We start from the raw sequence: 22,730 nt of genomic DNA, 5'->3' as shown, positions 1-22,730 counted from the left end.
CTCCCACTCCGCCTGTGCGCGCACGACGTTGGGCGCGGCGGGTTGCGGAGTCCACGTCAGATCTACGGGCACGCCAAGGACACCCGCGACTGCCCATTCGATGTGAGGGCACAGCGCGGGCTGAGCCGAGTGGACGTAAAGGACGCCACGAGCAGACACCGGACCTCCCGTTTCGGTACGAGGTGCGCCTTCCCCAACGGCCTCGTCCTGGGATGATCACAAGTGACTAGGGAGAGACTACCGTCGGTCGCTACCCGGCACCAGAGGGGGGCCATACCAAGTTGGTGCGGGAGTGGCACGTGACAGTTCGGCGAGCGGGGAAACATACCCGCTCATGGAACTCCAATCAGTCGGCGAGGCGTTCATCCGGCCAGGTCAGATCCTGACCGACCGGTCGGCGCTGTCCGCCGCGGCACGCTGGACCCAGGCGGTCTCGGAGGCGGACGGCGTCTGCGTGATCCACCTGTCGGCCGGGACCGATCCCTGCGAGGTCACGGCGGAGCTGCGCGAGCAGGGCCTCAGAGCGTCGCCCAACCACGTGCTCCGCGGCCAGCCGCTGTTCTTCGGCGGCCCGGCGTCCAGGCCCTTCCCCACCCCGCCCATCGGGTTCAGACCGGGCAGGTCCCGCACGGACGTGGTCATCGGGCTCCTCGACACGGGCGTCACCAAGCACCCGTGGTGGTCCGGCACCGACTGGTACGCCCGGCTCGGCCCCGAGGAGGCCGACGCGCACGAGGGGACGCAGGCGGGCCACGGGACGTTCATCGCCGGCCTGCTGGCGCGGCGGGCGCCCGGCGCGGCGCTGCGCGTGAGCCGGGTGCTCGACGGTGACGGGCTCACCGACGAGGCGACCGTGGTACGCGCGCTGCACCGCATGCGCGAGCGCCCGCCGGACGTGCTCAACCTGTCCTTCGGCGGCCACTCCTTCGACGACCGGCCGCCCCCGCTGCTGTCCGACGCCATCGCCGGGCTGACCGGCACCGTGGCGGTGGCCTGCGCCGGCAACACCGCCTCCGACCGCCCGTTCTGGCCCGCGGCGCTCCCCAGCGCCGTGGGCGTGGCCGCCGTGGACGCCACGGAGCAGCACAGGGCGCCCTTCTCCGGCTACGGGACCTGGGTGGACGCCTGCGCCCGCGGCGACTGGCTGGCCAGCAGCTTCCTCGACTCGGGCGACTTCGCCGGCTACGCGGCGTGGAGCGGCACGTCCTTCGCCACCGCGCTGGTGGCCGGGGCCATCGCCGACGCGGCCAGGGACGAGCCGGCCAAAGAGGCGGCGAAGCGACTGCTCGACTCCGAGACGGCCCGGCAAATTCCCGATCTGGGAGTTCTCGTCCCGGCGAGTCTGTAGAGTTTACGCTCAGTCCTCAGGCAATCACGAGGAGGCATGATCGCCTCTCCGTGCCGGACGAAGGGAGGCCGCATTGCACGATCCACGCGATCCAGCGGAGCTGCTCGTAGCGGCGGCCGACGGCGACCGATCGGCCTGGGAGACGCTCGAGTCGACGTTCGGGCCGCGCATGTGGGCCGTGGCCCGCGCGTGCGGCCTGAGCCACTCCGACGCCGCCGACGCGGTCCAGGGCTCCTGGCTGCGCCTGCTCCAGCATCTGCAGAGCATCAGAGATCCGGCGAGAGTGGGCGGCTGGCTCACGACCACCGTACGCCGGGAGGCCCTCCTGCTCCTGCGCAAGGAGCGCACCGGAGTCGTCTCCTACGAGGTCGTCGACGACCCCGACCCCGCGTCGGCCGTCCTGGAGGCCGACGACCGGCGCCTGCTCTGGAAGACGGTCTCCACCCTGCACGAGCCGTGCCGCACTCTCCTTCAGCTGGTCGCCATCGATCTCGGGAGCCAGCAGATGGCGGCGCGACTCGGCCTGCCCATGGGCAGCGTCGGCCCGACCCGGGCGCGCTGCCTGGAAAAACTGCGCACTCTGATCTCGATACAGGAGACGGCGCAATGATCAACGACGAATACTTCCTGGCGGCACTCCGGCTCGCCGCCGGGAACGATCCGATCCCCAGTCACGTGTCCGCCGCCGCGCGCGACGTCTACGGGCTCCGGGTCCCCCGGGCGGTCACCGCCAACCCCGCCGAGTGCGCCGCGATCCGCGGCGTGCGTGACGACGACGGCTCCCACCTGGTGCGCTTCGTCGCGGCCGGCCTCACCTTCGACCTGGAGGTGACGGTGGGCGACGGTCTCATCGACGTCGCGGGGCAGGTCTTCCCCTACCCGGGAGAGGGCGCCCTCGTCGACGTCCGCACCCCGCATCTGACCCTCACCAGGCGCATCGCCCACACCGGCCATTTCGCCGCCACCGGGCTGCCGCCGGGCTGGCTCAGCGTCGTGTGCCACCGCCCCGGCCACGCCCCCGTCCAGACCAGGTGGGTACGCATCAGGCCCTGACCTGATGCCCCCCACGCCACCTCGACCCCGTGCTCGCGCACAGCTTTCGACCTCGTGCATCCACCCCGCCTTGACCTCGTGCCCCTACACAGCTCCGACCCCGTGCACCCACACCGCCTCGCCCCCGTGCTCGCGCACAGCTCCGACCCCGCGCCCCTCCCCGGCCGTCTCCGCCAAGGCCCGCCATGAGCGCAACATCGTCATCGCCCTGGGACCTCGACCCGCTGATCGCGGCGGCCGAGGCCGCCATGATGCGGTCCCTGGTCGACCCCGAGCAGGCCCTGCACGCCGGCCGCGTCGTGCTCGCGGCGGCCCGCCGCGCCCGCGCTCCGGAGGCCGAGGTCATGTCCCTCAGAGCGATGGCGCTGGCCGCCCGCGAGCTGGGTGACCTCCAAGACGCCGAACGCCTGCTCCGCGAGGCCATCGGCACCGTGGGCGCCCCGCCGCACCGGCTGGCCCAGGCCCGGCTCTCCCTGGTCACCGTACGCACCGAGCGCGGCCACCCCCTGCAGGCCCTGCGCGTGGCCGCCCTGGCCTGGGCCTACCTGCCCCCGCTGGATCGCGCCAAGCTCGACACCCAGCGCGCGGTCGCCCTGGCCCATCTCGGCCGCCACCAGGAGGCCATCGCCTCCTGCGACCGGGCGCTGCGGGCCCTGGTGGCCGCGCCCGGCACCATCGACGACCGCAGGTTCCTGGCGGGCGGGCTGCTCAACCGCGGGCTCGTCCACTCCTGCCGCGGCGACTGGGACGCCGCCATGCGCGACCTGACGGCCTGCCTGCAGATCGCCGGGCACGCCGGCCTGCGGCACCTGGCCCGCCTGGCCGCCGCCAACCTGCCCTTTCTCGCGGTCCGGCGGGGCGACGTCGCCGCGGCGTTCAAGCACTACCGCGAGGCCGAGGAAACGCTGTTCGGCTACCCCGAGCGCATGGCCACGATGCGGGCCGACTTCGCCGGCGCCCTGCTGGCCGCCCACCTTCCCGGCGAGGCCAGGGCCATGCTGAGCCTGGCCGTACCCGATCTGGAGGCGTCGGGCGCGCACGTGGCGCTGGCCGAGGCACGGCTGAAGCTGGCCCAGGTGGAGCTGCTCACCGGCGACCCGCACCGGGCCCGCCAGGTCGCCGAGCAGGCGGCGGCCGAGCTCGCGGCACAGGAGCGGGCGTCGTGGCTGCCATTGGCCAGGGAGGTGGTGCTGCGCGCCCGGCTGGTGCTCGAGCCCACCTCGCCCGCGCTGATCACCGAGCTGATCTCGTGCGCCGACGAGCTGGAGGACGGCGTCGCGAACCTGGCGGGGGCGGCGGCCCTGCGGCTGACGGCGGCCGAGGCGGCGCTCGCCGTGGACGATCACCCGACGGCCTCCGCCCAGCTCGCCCGGCTCACCCGGCACGCGCAGCGCGACGAGCGGTGGATGCCGGCCGGCACCCGGCTCACCTCGCTGGGCTCGGAGCTGCAGGCCAGGAAGCTGGCTCAGGGCCCGCAGATCCCCGTGCCCGTCCGGCAGCACGCGCTCGCGCTGGAGGCGGCCCTCCAGGAGGACGTCCCGGGGGCCTTCCGCGCGGTCAACGACGGGCTGGCCGAGGTCGGTGAGCAGGTGGAGACGTTCGACGACCCGTCGTTGCGCGCCTACGCGGCCCGGGCCGGGGAGCGGCTGGCCGCGTTCGGGCTGGGGCTGGCGGTGCGCGACGGCTGCCCGGGCGAGGTGTTCGAGTGGGCCGAGCGGTGGCGGGCGGTCGCCGCGCCCGCGCACGCCTGCGCGCCGGTGGATCCCGAACGGGTGCGGGCCGGGCTGGGGCGCGGGGCCCTGGTGGAGTACGTGACCGGCGAGAACGCGCTGCTGGCCGTGCTGATCACGCCGGAACGGCTGCTGGTGCGGCGGCTGGGCGACCTCGTCCCCGTCAAGGAGGCGATCCTCAGGCTGCGTTACGCGCTGCGCAGGCAGGGCGACGCGGCCGGGATCGAGGCGGCGGCCGTCGAGCTCGAACGCCTGCTGTTGCGCCCGCTGCTGGCCGAGCTCGGCGACCGGCCGCTCGTCGTGGTGCCGGTGGGAGCGCTCCACACGCTGCCGTGGGGGGCGTTGCCGTGCCTGCGCGAACGCCCGGTGAGCGTGGCGGCCAGCGCGTCCGCCTGGGTGCGGGCCGGGGAGCTCGCGGGCCGCAGGAGGCGGACCCCGTTGGTGGTCGCCGCCGCCGGTCCCGGGCTGTCGCATGCGCAGGAGGAGGTGGCGCACGTACTCGCCTGCCATCCGGACGGGCGGGAGGCGCCCGGGCGGACCGAGGCGGTGCTGGAGGCCCTGGAGGTGGCCGACGTGCTGCACCTGGCCGCGCACGGGGTGTTCCACGCGCGCAGTCCGCTGGTGTCGGGGATCACGCTGGAGGACCGGTCGCTGATGGCCTACGACCTGTTGAACGTGTCGCGTTCGGCCGGGCTGGTGGTGCTGTCGGCGTGCAATTCCGGGATGTCCACGACGCCGATGGAGGGGGCGCCGCTGGGGCTGCCCGGGACGTTCCTGTCCAAGGGGACGTCGTGCGTGGTGGCCGGCATGGTGCCGGTGCAGGATGAGGCGGCGCGGGTGGTGATGGGCATGTTCCACGAGCTCGTCGCGGCGGGTCAGCCGCCGGACGCGGCGCTGGCGTGCGCCGCGGCCAAGACGGGCGTGATCGAGTTCACCTGCTTCGGCGCCGGCAACCTGCCCCTGTACTAGACCCGCACGGCACCAGCGGGGCACACCCCGGGGCATCCGCGCCATGCCAGGGGCCTGCGGCTTCCTGGGGGCGGGCTGGGGTTCAGCCGGTGGCGACGGGTCTTGTGGGGTCGGCGACCCAGTTGGACCAGGAGCCCACGTAGAGCGCGGCGGACCGGCCCGCCACCTCCAGCGCCAGCACCTCGTGGGCGGCCGTCACGCCGGAACCGCAGTAGGCGCCGGCCTGCACCCCTTCGCCGACGCCCAGCGCGGCGAACCGGGCCCGCAGCGCGGCCGGGTCGAGGAACCTCCCGTCGGGGCCGGTGTTGGCCGCCGTCGGCGCGCTGACGGCCCCGGGAACGTGCCCGGCGACCGGATCGACCGGCTCGACCTCGCCCCGGTAGCGCTCGGCCGCCCTGGCGTCGAGCAGCACGCCGTGGGAGGCCAGCGCCGACGCCTCATCGGCCGTGAGCACCGGCATGCCGCCCGGACGAGCCGTGAAATCACCCTCGGGGACACCGGACACCCCGCTGCCGGACGACGAGACGCCGGACGACGGCACGCCGGACGGCTCCTTCACCGTCGGCAAGCCCGCCTCCTGCCACGCGGACAACCCGCCGTCGAGCACCCGGACGTCCTGATGGCCGAAGTAGCGCAGCGCCCACCAGGCGCGGGCGGCCACCGTGGACCCGGCGTCGTCATAGACCACCACGGGCTGCCCGTCCGACACCCCCAGCCGCCGCATCGCGGTCTGGAACGCGCCCGCCTCCGGCAGCGGATGCCGCCCGGCCGGCCCGGGCGGGGCCGCGAGATCGGTGTCCAGGTCGCAGTAGACGGCGCCCTCGATGTGCCCCTCGCGATAGAGCTCCACCCCGGGCGGCCCGCCCAGCCGCCAGCGGACGTCGAGCACCCGCGCGTCTTCGAGCGCGGCCAGCTCGGCCGGGGTGATCAGCGGGCTCGTCACGTGTGTACCTCCAGGAGCGGAACGTGCTGCTCGGCCTCCGTCAGCGAACCGTGGTATCCGGTGAACAGAGCCTCGATCCGGTGGGCCTTGGGAGCGGTGATGGCCAGGTCGGTGTAGGGGACGGCCACGACGTCGCCGATCCGTTCGAGCCAGGCGTCACGCACCCGGGGCCCGAACCAGCCCGACTCGACCGCCTCCTGCCTGGACACTACCCAGGCTTTCCCGTGCAGGGTCGCACGCCACGCCTCCAGCACCTGCTCGGCCGCTCCCGGCTCGGCGTAGACGTGCCTGGCCCGGGCCTCGCCGCCGAGCAGCGCCACCCCTTCGGCCAGCTCGGGAACGCTCTCGGCGTCGATCTTCTCGGTGGCGTTGACCATGCCGTGGTCGGCGGTGACGTAGAGGGCGGAGCCGGGCGGCAGCCCCTCCGCGAGCCGCTGCGCCATGTCGTCGACGATGCCGAGCTGCCGCAGCCACTCCTCGCTGCCCCAGCCCGCCAGATGCCCGGCCGCGTCCAGGTCCCCGTAGTAGACGGTGACGTGTGCGGGGCGCGCCTGCATCGCCTCGTGCACGCGGGCGACGCGCTCGTCCACGGTCTCGGCGGCGGCGTAGCGCGCGCCCCGGTAGACGGCCCTGGTCAGCCCGGTGCCCTCGAACTCGCCGGGGCCGACGTAGACGGAGTCGATCCCGGCCTGGACGGCGCGCTGGTAGACGGTCGTGGCGGGCTGCCACTCGTCGGGGTCCATCGCCTCCATGCCGGCGGGCAGCCGCCAGCGCAGGCAGTTGAACAGGTGCCCGGTGCCCGGCACGGCCAGCATCAGCCCCACCATGCCGTGCTCGCCCGGTGTCAGGCCCGTGCCCAGCGAGCACAGGCTGGTGACGGTGGTGGCGGGGAACCCGGCGGTGAGCGTGCGGCCGGCCAGCCCGGCCAGGAAGGGGGCCACATCGGCATGGGCCCGCAGCAGGTCGGCGCCGAGGCCGTCGACCAGGAACAGGCAGACGCGTTCGGCGGGCCGCAGGGCGAGCGGGTTGGGCTCGCGCAGGCCCAGCGCCGCCAGCAGCGAACCGGGGAGATCCGCCAGCGACCCGCCGCCGTACCCAGGCACCAGCATGGCTCTCATCCTAGACCTCGGCGATCTATGTGCGCTTTCTTGTCGGTACGGCCGCGCCTGGTCACCCGCACTCGCCGTCGCCGGTCTCCGTCTGCCCTGGCCGGTGGTGAAGGCTCACGGGATTTCGAGCGCACGGCCGGGTGGGTCCTTGGCCGCGTTGCGGGCCGTGGGCGTCGCCCGCCAGACCTCGATCCTCTGTCACGCAGAGCCAGGCAGTCGCCGGTGCGACCCTGTCGCGCAGGGCCGGGTGACCAGCGCCAGGCAGTCGCCGTTGCCACCCTGTCGCGCGGGCCGGGTGGGCGGCGTTCACGGGCGTCGAGAGCCGGCCCGGCCGCTCCCCGGCGCGGGCTCTCCCGCGCCGCACCGGTGCAGAGGGGATGCCGGTGTGGGGACGGTGGAAGCGGGAGCCCCTGGTCGTGGGTGGTGTCCTCGTCGCGCGCCCGCACGGTGTCAAGGCGCGCTCGAAGGCGTGCTTTCGAGCAGGGGCGGCAGTGCTTGCCGGGCACGGACGGCGGGCGGCGGACCGCGCCGGCGGCGTGCGCATGCGCGACGGGCCGAGCCCGGCCGAGACGTCGCGGGACAGGGCGCACGTATGCCGCCCTGGTGGGCCGGGCCTGCAGGGGGTCGGGAGGTCCTCGCCGTGGCCCGTCGGGTGAGCTGCCGGTCGCGGTCAGGAGGTGGCGCGGGCCGTCGCTTCGGACAGGGCCTTGGCGAAGGCCAGGACGTGGGTGACCGCCTCCGGGCCGTCGGCCGCCTCGCTGACCCTGAGCGACAGGTCGTCGGCCGTGATCGCGCCCGTGTAACCGTGGTCGGCCTCGCAGTTTTCGTCGCCGCACGTGGCCGGCTCCAGGTCCACGTGGGAGATGGCGCCCCAGCCGATCGTGAGCGTCGCCTCGGTGGGAGGGACGCCCGGGACGTAGGAGGCGGGGTCGGGCACCACGCGGGTGACGGCGACCGACTGGACCCGGCTCAGGCGCACGGCCTCGGTGGTCGTGGAGGCGTGGGACGTCGAGACGCCCTCCACCGCCGGGTGCTCGTCGGTGTGGCAGACCAGCAGCCGCGACGTCGACAGCACCAGGACGGTGACATGCCGGCGGACCTCCATCGCCGGATCGAAGGTGGCCTCGTGATGGACCACGAACGCGGTCACAGCTTCCTTGCCCAGCGCGGATTCGACCGCATCGGTGACGAGGTCGGGGTAGTAGCCGCTGCGCTCGATCGCTTCACGCAGGCCCGCGGCTGAGACTCGGGTTTCCCTCATGGCTCCATCCTGCCAGGAGCAGGCAGTGCACTCACCCGCCAGATATAACGCTCTATAACGTCTTTTATCCAGGTATCACTGTGTACATAGGTTCACTTCATTCGCTGAGAGCGGATCAGGAAAGCCGGCGCGGTCCCCCGTCCAGCCGCGGGCCCGCGGGGGTGCGCAGGGTGGCCCTGGCGCCGAGGATGATGACGCTCGACTCACCCACGAGGACCTGGTCCAGGTCCAGACGGGCCAGCTCCGGCAGGTCGTTGGCGAGGCGGCCGACGCGTACGAGAAGATCTTCGAGGGCGTCCACCGCGACGGGCGGGTAGCCGTACTCGCCGAAGAGCAGCGGGGCCGCCCGTACGGACCGCACCAGGGCCGCGGCGTCCTCCCGGGTCAGCGGGGCGAGGCGGAACCCCTGGTCGAGCAGGAGCCGCGCGGTCACCTCGCCGAGCCCGAACGAGACCACGGGACCGAACGCCTGGTCCTCGATGACGCCCACCACGGTCGGCACGGCGGGCTGCGGCGCCATGCGCTGCACCGCCAGCTCGACCTCTTCCCCGAGCTGGTCGGCGAACCCGGCGTACGCGTGGCACATCATCTCCGGGCCGGTCAGCCCCAGGCGCACGGTGCCCGCGCGGCGCGAGGCCCCCGGATCGGCCACCTTGAGCACCACGGGCCAGCCGAGGCGCTCGGCGGCGGCGACCGCCTCGTCGGGCGAGCGCACCACCTCGGACGGCCAGACGGTCAGGCCGTAGCAGGACAGCAGCTCGGTGGCGTCGATCTCGACCGGCGGCCCGGGCTCCGCGAACACGCTGGACACCGGCGCAGGGGCGGCCGCCGAGGCGGGCTCACCGGGACCGGTGGAGGAGTCGGCGGGCGCGGGTGAAGAGGCTGCGGCTCCTGTTGTAGAAGGGTCCGCAGGCCCTGTCGCGGGGGCCGCGGAAGAGGGTGCGGCGTCCGCGGGCCCTGGCGCGGAGTCCGCGGCGGCCGGCGAGAGGTTGGCGGGGGTGGAGAGGGTGGCGTGGACCAGGGCTCTGGCGCGGTCGGCTTCGAGGTCGTCGAGCTCGGGCGGCGGCACCGCCGGGTGCGCGCGCCACGTCGCGTACCGGACCACGTGGGCCAGGGCCCGCACCGCCTCCTCCGGCGCCGCGTACGACGGGATGGAGCCGCGCGACGGCGTCGGGCCAGAGGCGGCCCCGGACGGCGAGGTCACGCGCAGTGCCGGGTGCATGCCCAGATGCCCGCGGAACGTCGTGAGCACCGGCTTGGCGGCGTCCTTCGAGACGCGCAGCAGCTCGGCGGCCACCTCGTCCGTCTTGCCAGGAATGGGCGGCATGTAGATCACGACGGCGGCGTCCACGTCGGCGGAGGACAGCTCGCCGGCGAGCGCCGTGCCGTATTCGGCGGGCCCGGCGGCCGGGCCGAGGTTGACGGGCGGGCGGGGCTCCAGGCCCGCGGCCAGGCAGGCGTCGGCGGCGAGCAGGCCGAGCGCGTCGGAGTTGGTCACGAGCGCGACCCGCGGACCGGCCGGCAGCGGCTGGTAGGCCAGGAGCTGGCCCACGTCGAAGAGCTGGATGAGGTCGTCGACCCTGATCAGCCCCGCCTGCGCGAACAGCGAGCTGATCGCCGAGTCGGGCAGCCCGAGCTCCTCGGCCGAGTGCCCGGCCGGGGTGCCGCCGCTCTTGACCACCACGATGGGCTTGGTGCGCGCGGTGCGCCTGGCCAGCCGGGTGAACTTGCGCGGATTGCCCAGCGACTCCAGGTAGAGCAGGATCACCTCGGTCGAGTCGTCCTCCTCCCAGTACTGGAGCAGGTCGTTGCCCGACACGTCGGCCCGGTTGCCCGCGGAGACGAACGACGAGATGCCCATGCCGCGCTGGGCGACCCGCTGCAGCAGCGCGGTGCCGAGCGCGCCCGACTGGCTGAAGAAGCCCACCTTGCCCCTGCCCGGCACGGTGGCGGCGAGGGTGGCGTTGAGCTTGACGGCCGGATCGGTGTTGGCGATGCCGAGGCAGTTGGGGCCCACGACGCGCAGTCCGTAGGAGCGGGCGAGGCGGGCCAGCTCGTCCTGCCTGGCCCTGCCTTCCGCGCCGGTCTCGCCGAACCCCGAGGAGACCACGATCAGCCCGTGTACCCCCTTTTCCGCGCACTCCTTGACCACGTCGATCACGCTCTCGGCGGGCACGGCCACCACGGCCAGGTCCACGTCGCCGTCGATCGCGGTCACGCTCGGATAGGCCCGCACGCCCGCCACCGCGCGCACCTCGCGGTGCACCGGATAGACGGGGCCGGTGAAGTCGGCGGCCAGCAGGTTGCGAAGGACGGTCTGGCCGACGCCGCCCGGCTCCCGCGAGGCGCCGACGACCGCGACCGAGCCGGGGGTCAGCAGCCTGGCGATGGACCTGGCCTCGGCCCGGTGCTCGCGGGCCGCCGTCACCTCGGCGGAGGTGTCGGTGGGGGTGAGGTCGAGCGTCATGCGTACGACGCCGTCCTCGAACTGGCTCTGGGCCGTGTAACCGGCCTGGCGCAGCAGGCCCGTCATCCGCATGTTGGCGGGCAGGACGTCGGCGATGAAGCGTTCGATGCCGTGCTCGCGGGCCGTGGCCGCCAGGTGCTCCAGGAGCACGGAGGCCACTCCCCTGCCCTGGTGGGCGTCCTCGACGAGGAAGGCCACCTCGGCCTCGCCCGGCCCGATGCGGTCGTAACGGATCACCGCCACCATCTCGGTGCCGATGGTGGCGATCAGCGCCACCCGATCGACGTAGTCGACGTTCGTGAACCGCGTGACTTCCCGGTCGGACAGCCGCGGCCGGGGACCGAAGAACCGGAAATAGATCGACTCGTCGGACAGGCGTGAGTAGAACGAACGGAGGCGATCCGCGTCGGCGGGCTTGATCGGACGAACGTGCGCGGTGCCACCGTCGGCCAGGACGACATCGGCCTCCCAGTGGGCCGGATATTGTGCCTCCACAGTGTCGAGCGTAAACCCGCATCCCAAATGCCAAGACCAGGGGGGCTGTTGGGCAACGCTTGTGCATCGACTGCTGCCCGGTGTGATGGGTCCGCCCCACGGGCAGCCCGGAAGCTGTTAGTTTTGCCGTGGCCAGGCTCGTTCTGAAGGCAGCAAGGTGGTGACATCATGACGCGGGTCGTCGTGGTGGGCGATCTCATGACCGACGCGGTCGCGCGCGCCCGTTATGCGCTCGCCAGGGCGAGCGACACCCCGGCGATCGTGACCATGCACGGCGGGGGTTCCGGGGCGAACATCGCCTCGTGGCTCGCCGTCGAGGGCGCCGAAGTGGCCTTCATCGGCCGCAGGGGCGCCGACATCACGGGGCGCAACCGCGACATGGAGCTGATGGGCTACGGCGTGGACGCCCGGCTCGTCATGGATCCCGAGCGGCCGACCGGCACCTGCGTGGTGCTCGTCACGCACAAGGGCGAGCGCACGATGCTCTCCGACCCGGGCGCCAACGCGGCGCTGTCGCCGGAGGACCTGCCGCGCGACCTGTTCTCGTCCGGCACGCATCTGCACCTTTCGGGCTACACGCTGATCAACGAGGGCTCGCGTGACGCGGGCCTGGCGGCGCTCGAGATGGCGCGCCACAGCGGGATGTCGATCTCCGTCGACTGCGCCTCGTCCGCGCCGCTGGACCGCACGGGAGCCGAGCCGTTCCTGGAGTGGACCAACGGGGTCAAGCTGCTGTTCGCCAACAGCGACCAGGCGAAGGTGCTGACCGGGCGCGACGACGCCGAGGCCGCCGCGAAGGTGCTGACAGCGTGGTTCCCGCAGGTCGTGATCAAGATGAACGCCGACGGCGCGTTGTGGTTCAGCAACGGCCGGCCCGAGCCGGTGCACGTGGCCGCGGAGCCGGTCGACAAGATCGTGGACGGCACGGGCGCGGGCGACGCGTTCTCCGCCGGGTTCCTGCCGCCGTGGCTGGAGGGCAAGCCGCCGGCCGAGGCGCTGGCCTCCGGTTGCCGGCTGGCGGCCAAGGCGATCATGCATCTGGGTGCGCGTCCCCCGTTCTGAGCGGTCAGCGGGGCAGCCCCAGCTCGCCCGCGCGCAGCCCGGCCTGGAAGCGGGAGCCGGCCTCGAGCTTGGCCATCAGCTCGGCCACCCGCCGCCGGTAGGTGCGCAGCGAGACGCCCAGCCGTCGGGCCGCCGATTCGTCGGTGAGCCCCGAGCTGAGGGCTTCGAGGATCAGGCGGCCGTCGGCATCGAGGTGCGGGACGTCGCTGCGTAGATAAGTGGTGAGATCAAGGGAGTTGTCCCAGAGCGCGGCGAACAGCGAGTGGACGCCTTCGACCAGGGTCTGCGACGTCGTCACGGTGTACTCGCGGCCGTTGGGGGTCTCCCGGCCGGCCAGGATCATCACCCGCCGGTCGATGAGGATGGTCTCGTGCGGCAGCGGCGAGCCGCTGATCCGGACCTCGGCCCCCTCGTTCCGCACCAGCCGCAGGTGCGCGCGGGCCTCCTCGTCGGCGAGCGCGACCGGGCTGAGCAGCTTGCGCGAGGTGAAGCCCGTCGAGCCCGCGGCCCGCATCCGGTTCCGGATCGCGGCCCTGGCCTCCGGCTGCGACCAGGTCTTGAGGTCGCGGGCGGCGCACAGGAACTCGTCCCGCGTGGACTCGAAGAGATGACCGGCGCGGGCGACCAGCTCGGCGTCCCCTTGGACGGAAAACGCTTGTTCGCTCCGCATACCTCCCAGTCTGGCAGCAAGCTGCCACGAGTTCGCCGGGCAGCGCGGCGGCGGACACCATGAGCCCTATGACGGACAAGACTTTCTCCCTCGGCGGAGACCTGACCATCGACCGGCTCGGCTTCGGTGCGATGCGCCTGGCGATGGGCACTTTCGGCGGTCCGGCGCGAGCCCCGGAGAGCGGCATCGCGGTGCTCCGGCGCGCCGTGGAGCTGGGCGTGAATCACATCGACACCGCCGGCTTCTACGGCAGGGGCGCGGTGCGGGCCAACGAGCTGATCCGTACGGCGCTGACCCCCTACCCTGACGGCCTGGTGATCGCGACGAAGGTCGGGCCGCTGCTCGGGCCGAGCGGCATGCCGAGCGAGCAGGCGACGCCCGATCAGCTGCGCGGCCTGGTCGAGGCGGATCTGCGCGCGCTCGGGCTGGACCGGCTCGACCTGGTCTACCTGCGGGTGGGCGGGATGACCGGGCCGGGCGGCGAGTCGATCGCCGAGCGGTTCGCGGTGCTGGCCGAGCTCCGCGCCGAGGGGCTGATCCGGCACCTGGGCGTGAGCAACGTCGATGCCGCCCAGCTCGCCGAGGCCCGCGCGATCGCGCCCGTCACGGCGGTGCAGAACCAGCACGCCGACGACATGGGGCTGCTGGCGGAGTGCGAGGAGGCCGGGATCGCGTACGTGCCGTACTTCCCGCTCGGCGGCGGCCGCAACCCGCTCGACACCGACCGGCTGGGCAAGGTCGCGGCCCGCCTGGGCGCGACCGTGGCGCAGGTGCAGCTCGCCCTGCTGCTGGCGACGTCGCCGTCGGTGCTGGCGATTCCGGGCACCGGCACGCTCGGCCACCTGGAGGAGAACCTCGCGGCGAACGCTCTCAGCCTCAGCGACGAGGACCTGTCCGACCTGCGAAGCTGACGGAGATCAGGGCAGCACGGGCAACCCTTCGGAGGACTTCCTGAGCCGCCCCCTGAGGGAACGTACGGCGCTATCGTGGGATAGATCCTGAAATAGCGTCGGATAGGCCCGAGCAAGGGAGCCGGATGCAGGGCGTGCGTCCGTTGCGGCCAGGCGACCCCGCGTCGGTTGGCTCCTACGAGGTCACCGGTTTCCTCGGCGAGGGTGGCCAGGGCAGCGTCTATCTGGGCGTCTCCCCCTCCGGTGAGCAGGTCGCGATCAAGCTCCTGCACGCCCGGTTCGCCGAGGACGAGCAGGCGGTACGCCGCTTCCGCCGCGAGGCCGAGGCGGCGCGGCGGGTGGCGGAGTTCTGCACGGCGCGGGTGCTTGAAGTCGGGACCGTCCGCGATCAGCCCTTCATCGTGGGCGAATACGTCGACGGGCCCTCCTTGCAGGATCACGTCGCCAAGGAAGGGCCGGTGCGGGGCGCCTCCCTGATGCGGCTGGCGATCACCACGGCCACCGCGCTGGTCGCCATTCACGGGGCCGGGGTGGTGCATCGGGACTTCAAGCCCAACAACGTGCTCCTGGGGCCGGACGGGCCGAGGGTGATCGACTTCGGGATCGCGCGGGCGCTCGACCTCAGCCAGAGCATGACGACCGGGATCGTGGGGACGCCGGCGTTCATGGCGCCCGAGCAGTTCCTCGGGGAGGCGTCGCCGGCCAGCGACGTGTTCGCGTGGGCGGGCACCATGGTGTTCGCGGCGACGGGGCGGCCGGCGTTCGGGCAGGGGGCGCTCCCTGTGGTGATGCACCGGATCCTGAACCTGGATCCGGACCTGTCGGGCGTGCCGGGGGAGCTCGCGCCGCTGCTGTGGGCCTCGCTGGCCAAGGACCATCGCTACCGGCCCACGGCCGAGCAGCTGATCAGGGACCTGATCCGAGCCGGCACCGCCCCGCCGCCGCGGGTGCCGCCTTCGCGGTCCGTCGGCGACGTCCACGGCGACTCCGGTGCACGGCCCGGCGCGGCGCACCCGCCTGGGGGCCGGCCGGGCGGGGCCGGGACGCCCGTGCCGTTTCCGGTGGCCACCATCCCGCCTGCCAAGCGGCTGCGTAAGGTGCTGATCCCGATCGGCGCGGCCGTCACCACCCTGACGGTGGGCGTCACGATCTGGCTGGTCCTCCAGGGCAACTCCCCTTTCGTCCCGGACCCCAAGCCGACCGCCGGCCCCACCGTCGCCCCCGGGGCGGCCGGCGGGTTCGGCGCGGCGGTGGCCTCCGTCGCGAGCCCGTCCACCAAGCAGGGCGGGACATTACGCGTGGTCTCCACGACCTCCCTGGAGTCGACCGACCCGGGCGACATGTACATGCCCGACTCGCTGAACCTCGTCAGGCTCTACGGGCGTTCGCTGACGATGTTCAAGCCGGTCCCGGGGGCCGGCGGCACGCAGGTCGTACCGGATCTGGCCGATTCGCTGGGGGTGGCGAGCGACGGCGGCAAGACCTGGACCTACAAACTCCGCCAAGGCGTGAAATATCAGGACGGCACGGCGGTCACTTCCAAGGACGTCAAGCACGCCGTGCTCCGCAGCATGGACGCCGGCCTGTCCAACGGCTCCAGCTACTTCGACTTCCTGCTCGACCTCCCCGCCGGCTACCAGGGCGCCTACAAGTCCTCAACCGTGAACACCGACTCGGCCATCACGACGCCCGACGACCGCACGATCGTGTTCCACCTGAAGTCCCCCTACGCCGCGTTCGACCAGATCGCCCAGCTCCCGGAGACCGTCCCGGTGCCGGCCGCGAAGGACACCCGCGACAAGTACGGCAGCGACGTCGTCTCCTCCGGCCCCTACAAGCTGGAGAGCGTGACCGGCAAGAAGGTCGTGCTCGTACGCAACACCGGGTGGGACGCCGCGACCGACCCCAACCGCAGGCCGCTCCCCGACCGCTACGAGGTCGAGTACGAGGTCTCCTCCGCCGAGGCCACCCAGCGGCTCAAAGCCGGCACCGCCGACGCCGGCCCGGGCGTCCTGCCGGAGGAGGCGGCCGGCGTCCTCGGCGACCCGGCGCTCAAGGAGCGGGCGGACGCGCCCCTGACCACCACCGTCCGGATGCTGGCGATCAACCCCCAGGTGCCGCCGTTCGACAACGCGGACTGCCGCCGGGCCGTCATCCAGGCTCTCGACCTGAACGCCCTGCGCACGGCCTACGGAACCGAGCAGCATCCGGCCCCCACGTCACTCCTGCCGCCCACGATCGCCGGCCGCCGCGCGCCTGACCCGAACCTCAGGGCCGGCGGCGACCCGGCGGCCGCCAGGAAGTCGCTGCAGGCGTGCGGGCACCCGACCGGGTTCTCCGGCGTCTACCTCTACCGCGACCTGCCCGCGGAGGTGCGCGCGGCCGAGATCGTGCGCTCCTCACTCCACGAGGCGGGCATCGAGGTCAAGCTCGAACGTGTCCCGCTCGTGGATTTCCACCGCAAATACGGCGGCAGCCCCAGCTACCTCAAGACGAACAAGGTGGGCCTGATCGCCAAGAGCTGGGCGCCCGACTGGCCCGATCCCGAGGCGTTCCTGTCGTTGCTGGTGGACAGCAGGGAGATCGCCGAGCAGGAGTATTCGGTCAACGTGAGCGTGCGCGACCCGCGGATCGACACGCTCATCGACCAGGCCAAGACCGAGCTCGACCCCGCCCGCCGGGCCGCCGGGTGGACGGCGGTGGAGGCGGCCGTGGCCGAGGACGCCGTGCTCGTCCCGCTGGCGTGGCAGAGCCCGCTCCTGCTGCGCGGCCGGAACGCGGCGAACGTCCACGTGAGCCCGGTCTTCGGCGCCTACGACCTGCTCACGATGGGCGTGCGGCCGTAGCGGTCAGGAGGTGGTGGCCAGGGCCAGCGGCAGCACGGCCGGGGCGCCCGCGTGGCGCACCAGCGCCGCGGCCAGCGTCATCGTCCACCCCGTGTCGATCCGGTCGTCGAGGAGCAGGACCGGTCCGCCGCACCCGGCGATGGCCGCGCCGAGGTCCTTCGGCATGGCCAGCGTGCCCCTGATCGCCTGCACCCGCTTGGCGCTGTTGAACTGCTGCCCGGGCGGCCCCGCCCGATAGCCCAGCTCGCCCAGGTAGGACAGCCGCCCGACCTGCGCGAGCCGCTCGGCGAACCCGCGTACGAGCTTCGGCCGCGTCGCCGACGGCACGTTGACCACGGCGACCGGCCGCTCGCGCCAGTCCCAGGCCGACAGCACCTGCACCACGGCCTTGAACATGTCGTCGGCCATCGGCCCGTCGTCCCCGGCGAACAGCTCGCGCAGCCGGTTGCCCCACCCGATGTCGGTCAGCCGGCCGAGCGCCCTGCCCGGCTCGGCGCCCAGCTCGGGCTTGATCCGCCCGGACAGGTCGGACAGCCCGGTCGGCCACTGTTTGCGGGCTTCGATCTCGACGCCGGGCCTGCTCAGCCGCTCGCGGGCGCTCTCGACGGCCTGCGCGCCGATGTCGGCGGAGCGGTGCCGGCCGGTGCAGTTGTCGCAGCGGCCGCACGGCGTGGCGCTCTCGTCGTCGAGATGCCGGCGCAGGTATTGCTCCCTGCACTCGGACGTCGTCAGGTAGCCGAGCATGGCCTCCTGCTCGGCCCTGCGCTCGGCGGCGATGCGGCCGTAGCGGTCGGCGTCGTAGGCCCAGGGCTCGCCGGTGGCCTCCCAGCCGCCCTTGACCCGCCTGACCGCGCCGTCGACGTCGAGGACCTTGAGCATCATCTCCAGCCGGCTGCGGCTGAGGTCGACGGCGGTCTCCAGCGCGGGGGTGGACATGAGGCCGCGCTCTTCGAGGGTCTGGAGCGTGGTGCGCACGACGGCCTCGGGCGGGAAGGCCAGCGAAGCGAAATAGGCCCAGATATCGCGATCCTCGGTGCCGGGCAGCAGGATCACCTCGGCCCGCTCGACACCGCGACCGGCCCGGCCCACCTGCTGGTAGTAGGCCACGGGCGACTGCGGCGCCCCGACGTGGACCACGAACCCCAGGTCGGGCTTGTCGAACCCCATGCCAAGCGCGCTCGTCGCGACCAGCGCCTTGATCTTGTTCTCGAGCAGCGCCTCCTCGGCCGCCAGCCGCTCGGCCGGATCGGTCTGCCCGGAGTAGGCGGCCACCTCCAGCCCCTGCTCGCGCAGGTAGCCGGCGATCTCGTGGGCGGCGGCCACGGTGAGGGTGTAGACGATGCCCGAGCCGGGCAGCTCGCGGAGCGTCTGGGCCAGCCAGGCCAGCCGCTGCTCGGCGGAGGCCAGGCGGACGACGCTGAGGTGCAGGCTCTCGCGCTCCAGCGGCCCGCGCAGGACGAGCGTGTCGCCGGCGCCGGACCGGAGCTCGCCGTCATCCGGGGCGCCGTCGCCCCGGTCGCGATCGCCGGGCAGCCGCATCTGCTCGGCCACGTCGCGGGTGACGCGCGCGTTGGCGGTGGCGGTGGTGGCGAGGACGGGGATGCCCGGGGGCAGCTCCTCGAACAGCGTGGCCAGCCTGCGGTAGTCGGGCCTGAAGTCGTGGCCCCAGTCGGAGATGCAGTGGGCCTCGTCCACCACCACGAGCCCGGCGCTCTCGGCCAGCTCGGGCAGCACGTTGTCGCGGAAGTCGGGGTTGTTGAGCCGCTCGGGGCTGACGAGCAGCACGTCGACCAGGCCGTCGGCGACCTGGCCGTAGACCTCCTCCCACGCCTCGGGGTTGGCGGAGTTGATCGTGACGGCCCGGATGCCCGCGCGCTCGGCGGCGGCGATCTGGTTGCGCATGAGCGCCAGCAGCGGCGAGACGATGACCGTGGGGCCCTCGCCCAGCTCGCGGAGCAGGGCGGTGGCCACGAAGTAGACGGCCGACTTGCCCCAGCCGGTGCGCTGCACGACGAGCACTCGGCGGCGGTCGACGACGAGTGCCTCTATCGCGGCCCACTGGTCGTCACGGAGCACGGCGTGGTCGCCCGCCAGCGCCCGCAACCGCTCCTCGGCCTCTTCGCGCAGCATCGCCACATCGGGGGCTTCAATCATGCCCTCCTTGTTACCAGCTTTCCCCGACGAAATACGCCCGCATGCGCGTACGACCGCCTCCAAGATCCCTCAAACAACCCATCCCGTACGGCGGGAACGGGATCGGCTCGCGGAGAAAAAGGCCCTAGCGATCCGCGTGCTCGGGGAAGGCGTTGATGGTGACGCGATGCATGCGGCGGCGTTCGGTGTAGTCGGCGACCGCGTAGTGCTGGGTCGGGCGGTTGTCCCAGAAGGCGAGCGTGCCGGGCCGCCACCGGAGCCGGAGCTGATATTCCGGCGACCTGATGTGGTCGATCAGCATGGGCAGCAGCGCCTCGTTCTCCCGGTCGGTGAGCCCCACGAGGCGGGTCGTGGACGCGCGGTTGACGAAGAGGGCCTTGCGCCCGGTCTCGGCGTGCACGCGCACCACGGGACGCTGCACCGGCGGCCACTTAGCCTGGACCTCGGCCAGGTCGAACGGATGCCCCTTCGAGATCGCCTTCTTCATCGACATCGTGATGTCGTGCTCGGCCGTCAGCTCGTCGCACAGCCGCTGCAGCCACGGGGAGAGCGTCTCGTAGGCCAGGTACGTGTTCGCCCAGCACGTGTCCCCGCCCACGCTGGGCAGCTGGACGCAGCGCAGCAGCGAGCCCATCGGCGGCGTCGGCTCGAAGGTGTTGTCGCTGTGCCACTCGTCCCCGCCCTCGCCCTTCGGGGAGGTCTGGTCGAGCACGTGGATGGGGCTGTCGGAGTCCTTCTTGAACGCGGGGTGGTTGAGCGTGCCGAAGTTCAGGGCGAACTGCAGGTGCTGCTCGTCGTCGAGCTCCGTGTCGCGGAAGAACAGCACGAGGTGCTTGAGCCAGCCCGCCCGCAGGGTCGCGACCTCTTCCTGCGACAGCGGCTTGCGCAGATCGACCCCGGTGACCTCGGCGCCGATGTGCTTGGTCACGGGATGGAACTCGATCATGACGCCTCCGGAGACGGGGGTGAACGATACTGCGAAAATAATGCCCAAGCAATTGCTTGGTCAAGCAACTCGTACGTCACTTCCGCCCGGCTCCCGGGGGCCCGCGAAGAGGATCAGCCGGGACTCGTCAGGGCAACGAGTCGCGGGCACCCAATTACCTTCGGCACAATGTTCGACATGGCCCGACGCACGACTGCACCCCCGCCCGAGGATTTCGAGGAGCGGATCGTCGATATCGACGTCTCCTCAGAAATGCGCACGAGCTTTCTCGAGTACGCCTACTCGGTGATCTACCAGCGGGCCCTGCCCGACGCTCGTGACGGCCTCAAGCCGGTGCAGCGGCGCATCCTCTACTCGATGAGCGAGATGGGCCTGCGCCCCGACCGGGGCCACGTCAAGTGCTCGCGCGTCGTCGGCGACGTCATGGGCAAGCTGCACCCCCACGGCGACACGGCGATCTACGACGCCCTCGTCCGCCTGGCGCAGCCGTTCTCCATGCGGCTGCCGCTCGCCGACGGCCACGGCAACTTCGGCTCGCCCGACGACATGCCCGCCGCCATGCGTTACACCGAGGCCAGGCTGGCCCCGGCGGCGATGCTGATGGTCGAGTCGCTCGACGAGGACACCGTCGACTTCAAGCCCAACTACGACGGCCAGGAGACCGAGCCCACGGTCATGCCGTCGGCGTTCCCCAACCTGCTGGTCAACGGCACGACCGGCATCGCGGTCGGCATGGCGACCAACATGGCCCCGCACAACCTCGCCGAGGTCGTGGCCGCCGCCCGCCACCTGATCAAGAAGCCCGACGCGACGCTCGACGAGCTGATGCGGTTCGTGCCGGGCCCCGACCTGCCGACCGGCGGCTCGATCATCGGGCTGCAGGGCGTGCGGGACGCCTACGAGACCGGGCGCGGCACGTTCCGGATGCGGGCCAAGTGCGCCGTCGAGCAGATCACCCCGCGCCGCAAGGGCATCATCGTCACGGAGCTCCCCTACAACGTCGGCCCCGAGCGCGTGGTCACCAAGATCAAGGAGCTGGTGACCAGCAAGAAGCTGCAGGGCATCGCCGACCTGAAAGACCTCACCGACCGCCACAAGGGCCTGCGGCTGGTCATCGAGATCAAGAACGGCTTCATCCCCGAGGCCGTCCTGGAGGAGCTCTACCGGCTGACGCCGATGGAGGAGACCTTCGGCATCAACAACGTCGCCCTGGTCGACGGCGAGCCGCGCACCCTCGGGCTGCGCGAGCTGCTCCAGGTCTACGTCAACCACCGGCTCGAGGTCGTGCGCCGCAGGTCCGAGTTCCGCCGCCGCAAGCGCGAGGAGCGCCTGCACCTGGTCGACGGCCTGATCATCGCGCTGCTGAACATCGACGAGGTCATCCAGGTCATCCGCTCATCCGATGACTCGGGGCAGGCCCGCACACGCCTGATGGACGTGTTCGAGCTGACCGACATCCAGGCCGCCTACATCCTCGACACGCCGCTGCGCCGCCTGACCAGGTTCGACAAGCTGGAGCTCGACCGCGAGAAGCAGACGCTGAGCGAGGAGATCGCCGCGCTCTCCGAGATCCTGTCCTCGGAGGCCAAGCTGCGCCAGGTGGTCTCAAGCGAGCTGGCCGAGGTGGCCAAGAAATACGCCACGCCGCGCCGCACCGTCCTGCTGGAGGCGCCCGGCGTCACCCGCACCGCCGTGGTGGACCTGCAGGTGGCCGACGACCCGTGCCTGGCACTGCTGTCCTCGACCGGCCTGCTGGCCCGCACCTCCGACGCCACGCCGCTGGCCGGCGAGGGTGATCGCACCGCGCACGACGTGCTGGTCTCCGTCGTACGCACCTCCGTACGCGGTGAGGTCGGCGTGGTGACCTCGCTCGGCCGGCTGATCCGGGTCCAGGTCGTGGACCTGCCGACGCTGCCGCCTTCGGCCAACCCGCCGTCCCTGTCGGGCGGGCACCCGGTCTCCGAATACGTCTCGTTGCAGCCCGACGAGAAGGTGGTCGGCCTGGGCTCCCTCGACCCCGACGGCCCCGGCCTGGCCCTGGGCACGGCGCAGGGCGTGGTCAAACGGGTGGTGCCCGACTATCCGGCCAACCGCGACGACTTCGAAGTGATCACGCTGAAGGACGGCGACAGCGTCGTGGGCGCGGCCGAGCTGGTGTCCGAAGCGCACGACCTGGTGTTCATCTCCACCGACGCGCAGCTCCTGCGCTTCTCGGCCGCGCTGGTGCGGCCACAGGGCCGTCCGGCGGGCGGCATGGCGGGGATCCGGCTGGACGACGGGGCCAGGGTGATCTGGTTCGGCGTCGTCGACCCCGAACAGCCCGCGCAGGTGGTCACGGTCGCCGGGTCCTCGACCGCGCTGCCCGGCACGCAGGTCGGAGGCGGCAAGGTCTCCGACTACGCCGAGTTCCCCGCCAAGGGGCGGGCCACGGGCGGGGTGCGCGCCCAGCGGTTCCTGAAGGGCGAGGACGAGCTGCTCCTGGCCTGGGCCGGGCCGGCGCCCGCCAAGGCGGTCTCGGCGGTGGGCAAGCCGGTGCCGCTGCCCGAGGAGATCGGGCGCAGGGACGGCTCGGGGGTCCGCCTGACGCACACCATCGGCGCGGTCGGCGGCGCCCTCGCCTCCACCCCCGAGTCCCTGCTGACCACGAAGGGCACGGGGCAGGACGCCGGATCATCCGAGGACGACCAGCCGCTCTGACATCGTGACAGCCGCCGACCTCCGTCGCCTCCTCTCCTGAGGGGCGGCGGGGGTCCGGCGGGCCTCAGC

Annotated in this window: 16 protein-coding genes; 8 read left to right on the top strand and 8 right to left on the bottom strand. The window is 72.6% G+C overall.

Annotated features, from left to right (window positions below; translation table 11 throughout):
* Positions 1-159, bottom strand: a 159-nt coding sequence (locus tag ETD85_RS43465; RefSeq protein ID WP_138695685.1) for a DUF3145 family protein, incomplete at its 3' end; no start/stop codon positions are given.
* Positions 160-334: 175 nt separating this feature from the next.
* On the opposite strand from ETD85_RS43465, the gene ETD85_RS43460 reads away from it, so the two are divergent.
* From ETD85_RS43460 to ETD85_RS43445, 4 genes are all read left to right on the top strand, one after another.
* The gene (locus ETD85_RS43460; RefSeq protein WP_138695684.1) at positions 335-1,348 is read left to right on the top strand and encodes a S8 family peptidase; all 1,014 of its coding nucleotides are present in this window, start codon (positions 335-337) and stop codon (positions 1,346-1,348) included.
* Positions 1,349-1,421: 73 nt separating this feature from the next.
* Positions 1,422-1,958, top strand: coding sequence for an RNA polymerase sigma factor (locus ETD85_RS43455; RefSeq protein ID WP_240779821.1), 537 nt, complete (start codon positions 1,422-1,424; stop codon positions 1,956-1,958).
* Positions 1,955-2,401, top strand: coding sequence for a hypothetical protein (locus tag ETD85_RS43450; protein WP_138695683.1), 447 nt, complete (start codon positions 1,955-1,957; stop codon positions 2,399-2,401). The genes ETD85_RS43455 and ETD85_RS43450 overlap by 4 nt, the downstream gene beginning before the upstream one ends.
* Positions 2,402-2,586: 185 nt before the next feature.
* Positions 2,587-5,100 (top strand): CHAT domain-containing protein, encoded by a 2,514-nt coding sequence (locus ETD85_RS43445; protein ID WP_138695682.1) that lies wholly within the window; start codon positions 2,587-2,589, stop codon positions 5,098-5,100.
* 82 nt (positions 5,101-5,182) lie between these two features.
* Here the strand turns inward: ETD85_RS43445 and ETD85_RS43440 are convergent, their stop codons facing one another.
* The 4 genes from ETD85_RS43440 to ETD85_RS43420 form a co-directional block, all read right to left on the bottom strand.
* Entirely contained in the window at positions 5,183-6,043 is an 861-nt protein-coding gene (locus ETD85_RS43440; protein WP_138695681.1) for a sulfurtransferase, read from the bottom strand.
* A complete protein-coding gene (locus ETD85_RS43435; RefSeq protein WP_240779820.1) occupies positions 6,040-7,152 on the bottom strand; it encodes an alkaline phosphatase family protein in 1,113 nt (370 codons plus the stop codon). The genes ETD85_RS43440 and ETD85_RS43435 overlap by 4 nt, the downstream gene beginning before the upstream one ends.
* Positions 7,153-7,822: 670 nt before the next feature.
* A complete protein-coding gene (locus ETD85_RS43430) occupies positions 7,823-8,413 on the bottom strand; it encodes a DUF5998 family protein (RefSeq protein ID WP_138695679.1) in 591 nt (196 codons plus the stop codon).
* A gap of 115 nt (positions 8,414-8,528) precedes the next feature.
* Positions 8,529-11,375, bottom strand: coding sequence for a bifunctional acetate--CoA ligase family protein/GNAT family N-acetyltransferase (locus ETD85_RS43420; RefSeq protein ID WP_240779819.1), 2,847 nt, complete (start codon positions 11,373-11,375; stop codon positions 8,529-8,531).
* Between the two features lie 168 nt (positions 11,376-11,543).
* Here ETD85_RS43420 and ETD85_RS43415 point away from each other — a divergent pair, with 168 nt between their 5' ends.
* Entirely contained in the window at positions 11,544-12,437 is an 894-nt protein-coding gene (locus ETD85_RS43415) for a carbohydrate kinase family protein (protein WP_138695678.1), read from the top strand.
* Positions 12,438-12,441: 4 nt separating this feature from the next.
* On the opposite strand, the gene ETD85_RS43410 is transcribed toward ETD85_RS43415, so the two are convergent.
* Positions 12,442-13,107 (bottom strand): helix-turn-helix domain-containing protein, encoded by a 666-nt coding sequence (locus ETD85_RS43410; protein WP_138695677.1) that lies wholly within the window; start codon positions 13,105-13,107, stop codon positions 12,442-12,444.
* A gap of 68 nt (positions 13,108-13,175) precedes the next feature.
* On the opposite strand from ETD85_RS43410, the gene ETD85_RS43405 reads away from it, so the two are divergent.
* Positions 13,176-14,018 carry an oxidoreductase gene (locus ETD85_RS43405; RefSeq protein WP_138695676.1) on the top strand — a complete coding sequence of 281 codons (843 nt, stop codon included), beginning with the start codon at positions 13,176-13,178 and terminating at the stop codon, positions 14,016-14,018.
* Positions 14,019-14,143: 125 nt separating this feature from the next.
* Entirely contained in the window at positions 14,144-16,864 is a 2,721-nt protein-coding gene (locus ETD85_RS43400; protein WP_138695675.1) for an ABC transporter substrate-binding protein, read from the top strand.
* Between the two features lie 3 nt (positions 16,865-16,867).
* Here ETD85_RS43400 and ETD85_RS43395 read toward each other — a convergent pair whose 3' ends face one another.
* Positions 16,868-19,018, bottom strand: a complete 2,151-nt coding sequence (locus ETD85_RS43395) for a RecQ family ATP-dependent DNA helicase (RefSeq protein ID WP_170247156.1) — start codon at positions 19,016-19,018, stop codon at positions 16,868-16,870.
* Positions 19,019-19,142: 124 nt separating this feature from the next.
* Positions 19,143-19,964 (bottom strand): TauD/TfdA dioxygenase family protein, encoded by an 822-nt coding sequence (locus ETD85_RS43390; RefSeq protein ID WP_138695674.1) that lies wholly within the window; start codon positions 19,962-19,964, stop codon positions 19,143-19,145.
* A 168-nt stretch (positions 19,965-20,132) separates the two neighbouring features.
* Here ETD85_RS43390 and ETD85_RS43385 point away from each other — a divergent pair, with 168 nt between their 5' ends.
* Positions 20,133-22,661: a DNA gyrase/topoisomerase IV subunit A gene (locus ETD85_RS43385; protein ID WP_206059242.1), complete on the top strand. Its 2,529-nt coding sequence runs from the start codon at positions 20,133-20,135 to the stop codon at positions 22,659-22,661.
* Positions 22,662-22,730 lie beyond the last annotated feature (69 nt).

Source organism: Nonomuraea zeae (assembly GCF_005889725.1).
GTDB classification, from domain to species: Bacteria; Actinomycetota; Actinomycetes; order Streptosporangiales; family Streptosporangiaceae; genus Nonomuraea; species Nonomuraea zeae.
Note: the sequence above shows the minus strand (reverse complement) of the source record. Positions and strands in the feature narration are given on the sequence as shown.